The sequence below is a fragment of the Frankia sp. CeRuru1 genome, from assembly GCF_977966315.1.
On the sequence record NZ_CDWWEW010000341.1, the window covers coordinates 1 to 5533 of the forward strand.

4 protein-coding genes are annotated in these 5533 nt (G+C 66.9%); 2 read left to right on the plus strand and 2 right to left on the minus strand.

Annotation, left to right across the window (positions count from 1 at the left end; genetic code table 11):
- Both AC08OP_RS19765 and AC08OP_RS19770 read right to left on the minus strand, forming a co-directional pair.
- On the minus strand, window positions 1-454 hold a 454-nt coding region (locus AC08OP_RS19765; protein ID WP_476615550.1), incomplete at its 3' end, for an iron chelate uptake ABC transporter family permease subunit.
- A gap of 197 nt (window positions 455-651) precedes the next feature.
- On the minus strand, window positions 652-2643 hold the full coding sequence (locus AC08OP_RS19770) for an ABC transporter ATP-binding protein (RefSeq protein WP_476615553.1): 1992 nt from the start codon (window positions 2641-2643) through the stop codon (window positions 652-654).
- A 257-nt stretch (window positions 2644-2900) separates the two neighbouring features.
- Between AC08OP_RS19770 and AC08OP_RS19775 the strand changes: the two genes are divergently transcribed.
- Both AC08OP_RS19775 and AC08OP_RS19780 read left to right on the plus strand, forming a co-directional pair.
- Window positions 2901-4274, plus strand: coding sequence for a lipase (locus AC08OP_RS19775; protein WP_476615551.1), 1374 nt, complete (start codon window positions 2901-2903; stop codon window positions 4272-4274).
- A gap of 341 nt (window positions 4275-4615) precedes the next feature.
- Window positions 4616-5533, plus strand: a 918-nt coding sequence (locus AC08OP_RS19780) for an alkaline phosphatase PhoX (RefSeq protein ID WP_476615552.1), incomplete at its 3' end; no start/stop codon positions are given.

The following is a 5533-nucleotide window of genomic DNA, read 5'->3' on the forward strand; positions in this document are numbered from 1 at the left end:
CTCCCAGGGTGAGGACAGCGACCGCGGCGACGGAGGCCCCCGAGGACACGCCCAGCACATACGGATCGGCGAGGGGGTTGCGCACCACCGCCTGCAGCACGGCTCCGGCCACGGCCAGGCCCGCACCCACCACGAACGCCAGCAACACCCGCGGCGTCCGCACCTGCCAGATAATCTGATCGTTGATCATCGAGGACTGAGCACCGTTGCCGGTCAGATGAGCCACGACGCTGGACCACACCTCGCCGGGAGGCACCGATACCGAACCCACGCCGATCGCTGCCCCAACAACAATCGGCGTCGCCAGCACCAGGGCGAGCAGAGTGATCAGGAACCTGCCGCGCGCGCTGCGCGCCGCCCGCGGCAGCACGGCGCCGGCAGTGACCGCGGGCATCCCGCGGGCGGGTCGGAGCGCCGCCACCGCCCGCAGCCGTACCGCGTCCGCGGCACCCACCGATGGCGTCGGCGTGGCACGTACCGACGTAGGTTGATCGATGGACAGCGGATGCCCCCGTTGACTCAAACGAAACGAAAACGATTTTCGTTTCGCTTGAGCAAGCTAACAGCCCTGCGCAGGCTCCGTCAACGGTTCTGTAGGGGCAGGACAGGCCCTCCGCTCGTCGTGGTCGGGCGGTCACCGTCATCCGGCGACTACTCGACCGGGATCATTCCTCCGCTCTGCCGCTGCCACAGCCGGTAGTAGCGCCCCCGCCGCTCGAGCAGCTCGTGATGGGACCCCTGCTCCACGACGCGGCCGTCGTCGAGGACGACGATGCGGTCCATGTGCAGCAGGGTCGACAGCCGGTGCGCGACGGCGATCACCGTCTTGTCTCGCCACAGGTCCTCGAGTGCGTTCTGGACGAGTACCTCGCTCTCGCTGTCCAGCGCGCTCGTCGCCTCGTCCAGAATGAGCATGGGTTTGTCGTCCAGGAAGGCGCGGGCAATGGCGATCCGCTGCCGTTGCCCGGTCGAGAGTTTGATGCCGCGTTCCCCGACGACGGTGTCGTAACCGTCGGGCGCCCGCGAGATGAAGCTGTGCGCGTGGGCCCGCAGCGCCGCCGCCTCCACCTGCGCCTGGGTCACCGGGCCCGCGGTGCCGTAGACGATGTTGTCCCGGATGGACCGGTGGAAGAGGGTGGTGTCCTGCGGAACGTAGGAGATGCCCCGGGCGAGCTGGCGGTTGGGCACCGGAACACCGTCCACGGCGACCATGCCCGGCGGGAGCGGGTAGTAGCCCAGCAACAGCTTGATGAACGTCGTCTTGCCGCTTCCGCTGCGACCCACGATGCCGATCTTCTCGCCCCGCTCGATGGCCAGGTCGATGCCCGCGAGCACGAGGTTCCGGTCGTTCTCGGGATAGGCGAACGACAGGCCCTGGAACTGCAGCCGACCGGAAACTACGGGAAGAACCGCGGGACGGCCCGAACCGGCTGAACCGGCTGAATTATCCGGACTGGCCGACAGGATGTCCCGACCAGCGAAGAGATAGTGGTAGGCCTCCTCGATTCGGGCGAGCCGGAGATTAAGCTGCGCGATCTCCCACACCGTCCCCCAGATAAAGTCGGAGAAGAGGACCAGCGCGGAGAGAAAGGTCGTGAACTGGGCCAGGCTCATCTCACCGCGGAGGAACAGATGCAGGTTGAGGACGATCGACACCGGCCAGACGAGATACCGGACCACGAGGCTCATCGAGGTCCAGAACACAATGCTCCAGAAGGACGAGCGATACGCGGCGGCGATGACCCGGCGACGACGCCGGCGGACCCGCTCGTACTCGGCCTCCTCCTGGAGGAACGACTTCACACTCACGAAGTTCGAGATGACGTCTATCACGTAACCGTCCATCTCCGAGACCTCGTCCGCGAGCCGCTTCTCCGCGCGGGCCGAACGACTGACGGTGTGCCTGCCGACAAGAAGCATAATCGCGACGGAACCCAGGAAGGTCAGGCCCGAGTAGAGGTTCACCGAGAACATGATCATTATGATCGCCGGAACCTTGACCAGCTGTTCGACGTACGTGAAGCACGCCGTCTCGAGGATCTCTCGGAACTCGCGGCCGAGCGTGCTCACATAGCTGCTGATCTTTCCGGTGAACTTGCCGACGAAGTATGGGTACCGCTCGTTTATGACATTTCCAAAGAGAATGTTCTCGTATTCGTAGCCCCGGTGGTTGAGCAGCCGGAGATACAGCACCTCGGCACCGCGCCAGGTCAGGTCATGGCCGATGTTGCATGCGAGAAGGACGCCGGCGTACAGGTACGCGTCGTGGGTCTGTACCGGGGCGGCGGCGAGAGCCTGCACGAAAAGGCCGATGAAGACCGGTATCACGGCGAGCAGGCTGTTGGACAGGACGAAGACACCGACGACCAGGAGAGCCGGCCCCTTGAAGGTCGCGACGAAACGCAGATAGGAACGCAGGGCGGCCTGCCGCTCCACCCGGCGGGAAACGAGGTTGTCCACGGCGGTGCCGACACCGTCCGGGGCGACACCGTCCGGGCCGGTGCCGTCCGGGGCGACACCGTCCGGGCCGGTGCCGTCCGGGGCGACACCGTCCGGGCCGGTGCCGTTTTGACCGGTGCCCCGGGAACCGATGCCAGGCAACCGCACCTCCTGATGCGGAACCCCGCCGGCCGCGCTGTCCACGCCGAGATGATGACAGGCGACTGGCCGGGCCCGCACCTTGTTTTTGACCAGGGGCACGGCCGCGTCCGCACCGAAGCTCACGCGGGCCTGGCCGTCCTGTGCGCTGGCCCGATGTACTGTGCTCTGGCCAGAGATGCGTCGGACGCGGAGAACGTCCGATCCAGTGGTGCGCAGCTACCGAGGTGTAACCGACCGGAGAAATGCTGACGGTGGCCCGGTGCGTGGCCGTCGGATATCCCGAGGGAAAGGGACGTCGAGTGGCTCGCCGCCGTTGCTTCCACCTGCTGAGCGCGCTTGCCATCGCCGGACTGGCGGTCGCCTGTTCCGGCAGTGGCGGCACGGAGCCCGGCGCAGGACGCTCCCCGGCGCTCGCGCGGGAGCTGGCGGACGCCGCGGACGCCGCCCCGGATGCCTCTCGCCTCCCGATCCTGTTCGTGCACGGCAGCCTCGGGTCGGGCAGCCTCTTCGAGACACCGGCGCAACGATTCACCGCAAACGGCTATCCCGTCGACCACGTCGAGGCCTTCGACTACGACGCGTCGTCCTCGGCCAACCCCGTCAAGGAGGTCCTCCCGAACCTCGATGCGAAGATCGCCAGTGTCCTCAAGGCGACCGGGACGAAGAAGCTCGATCTGGTGGCGCATCTCGAGGGCGCCGCGTTGAGCGAGCGGTACCTGACCAGCTCGTCCGACCGGGCGAACCGGGTCGCGCACTACGTCACTGTCGGAGGCTCGCTCGCGGGCAGACCCCCGGCCGGGGTGCCCACCCTGGCGGTCTGGGGCGAGAACGATCCGACCCGGCGCGTCGAGGGGGCCGCCAACGTGCGGTTCGTCGACCAGGACCGCGCCCAGCTCCTGACCTCGGCGGCCACCTTCAGGGAGATGTACCGGTTCCTCACCGGAACCACTCCGCACACGACCGGCGTGGTGCCGAAGCAGGGCCCGATCGAGATCTCCGGCCGAGCCCTGCTCTATCCGATGAATGTCGGTGTGCGGGACGCCAGACTGGAGGTTCACCGGGTCGACCCACGGACGGGCCGGCGGGGGGCGAACAGCCTCAAAGGTTATTTCCACCTCTCCGGCGACGGATCCTGGGGTCCGTTCCGGGGTGACGGCGCCTCCACCTACGAGTTCGTGATCGTACGCGGCGGGGAACCCGACCACCACTTCTACTACCAGCCGTTCCGCCGCGACGATCACCTCGTACGCCTGCTGACAAGCCAGCCGGGCAAGGAGATCGGCGGCGGGATGGAGACCGGTCCCGGGCACACCGGCCTGGTCGTCGAACGCTCGCTCGAATGGTGGGGGGACCAGGGGGACGCCGACGACGTCCTCAGCATCGATGGGAAGAACGTGCTGAATGCCGCCGACGCACCCCGGTCCAAAATGGCCCTGGGCGTCTACCTGTTCGACCGGAATTCCGATGGCGTCACCCACCTCATGATGCCGATTCCGGCGTATTTCGGGATCGGCTTCATTACCGGCGTAGATGTGTTCATCCCGGCGGGTGAGCGTTCGGTCGAAGTCGCGATGACGCCGCGGGGAAAAACGGCCCACCGGGACGTTCTCCAGGTGCCCGCCTGGCCGTCGGACCGGCATCGCGTCACCCTGCACTTCACCGGCGAGGGCTGAACGGATCGCCAGGCCTCGCTGGGAATCTGCCGCACGCCCGCCTGGTCGTCGACCCGTTCCACGTGAGTAACCAGCGCCCTCTCCGACACGGCCGCACAAAGCCAGCCCCCACCGCAACATCCGAATTACATCGAACATTGGGTAAGATTTCACCTCGAATAATTACCGGGTCGACCTTGACTCTACGTTGATATTGTTGGCCAGTCGGTTTCACAATGTTCACGCCACGATTCTGTCGTATTTTCTCACCGTACGTTAGATTGCCGGCGGCACGGAATACTGCGGCTCGGGCGGAGACGCTCGGGCGAGCGCGGCATCCTCACGTGGAGATGGGAGCAGGAATGGATCGTCGAACTCTCCTTCGGACCGGTCTTGTCAGCGTCGGCGCGGCGGCCTTCAGTGGCTCGCTGTGGCGCGCGGCGGCCGTGGCCTACCCGGCGGTACCGGGTAACAGCCCCTACGGGCCGCTGCAGTCAGCCGACGCCAACGGAATCATGTTGCCGTCAGGCTTCACCAGCCGGGTGATCGCCCGATCCACCCAGACCGTGTCGGGCACCAGCTACACCTGGCACAGGGCCCCGGACGGCGGCGCCTGCTTCGCCAACGGCACGGGCTGGATCTATGTGTCCAACGCCGAGGTAGGCAGCGGCGGCGGCGGCGTGAGTGCCGTGAAGTTCAACAGCAACGCCAACATCATTGGCGCCTACAGCATCCTGTCCGGCACCAACCGCAACTGCGCGGGCGGGACCACCCCGTGGAACACCTGGCTGTCGTGTGAGGAGACCAGCACCGGCTACGTGTACGAGACCGACCCGTGGGGGGTCAACGCGGCTGTCCGGCGGGCCGCGATGGGCCGATTCAACCACGAGGCTGCTGCCGCCGACCCGGACCGGAAGGTGATCTACCTGACCGAGGACGCGTCCGACGGGTGTTTCTACCGGTTTGTGCCCACCACCTGGGGCAACCTGTCCTCCGGCACCCTGCAGGTACTCAAGGAGGTCTCCGGCGTGCTGTCCTGGGCAAACGTGCCCGACCCCGACGGCAGCCCCACACCCACCCGCGACCAGGTCTCGGGCGCCAAGCTGTTCAACGGCGGCGAGGGCGCCTGGTACTCGGCCGGCAAGTGCTACTTCACCACCAAGGGCGACAACCGGGTGTGGGCCTACGACGCGGCGGCCAACACCCTGGCGATCGTCTACGACGACAACGTCTCCGGCGCCCCGCTGCCCGGTGTCGACAACACCACCGCCGCCGCCGTC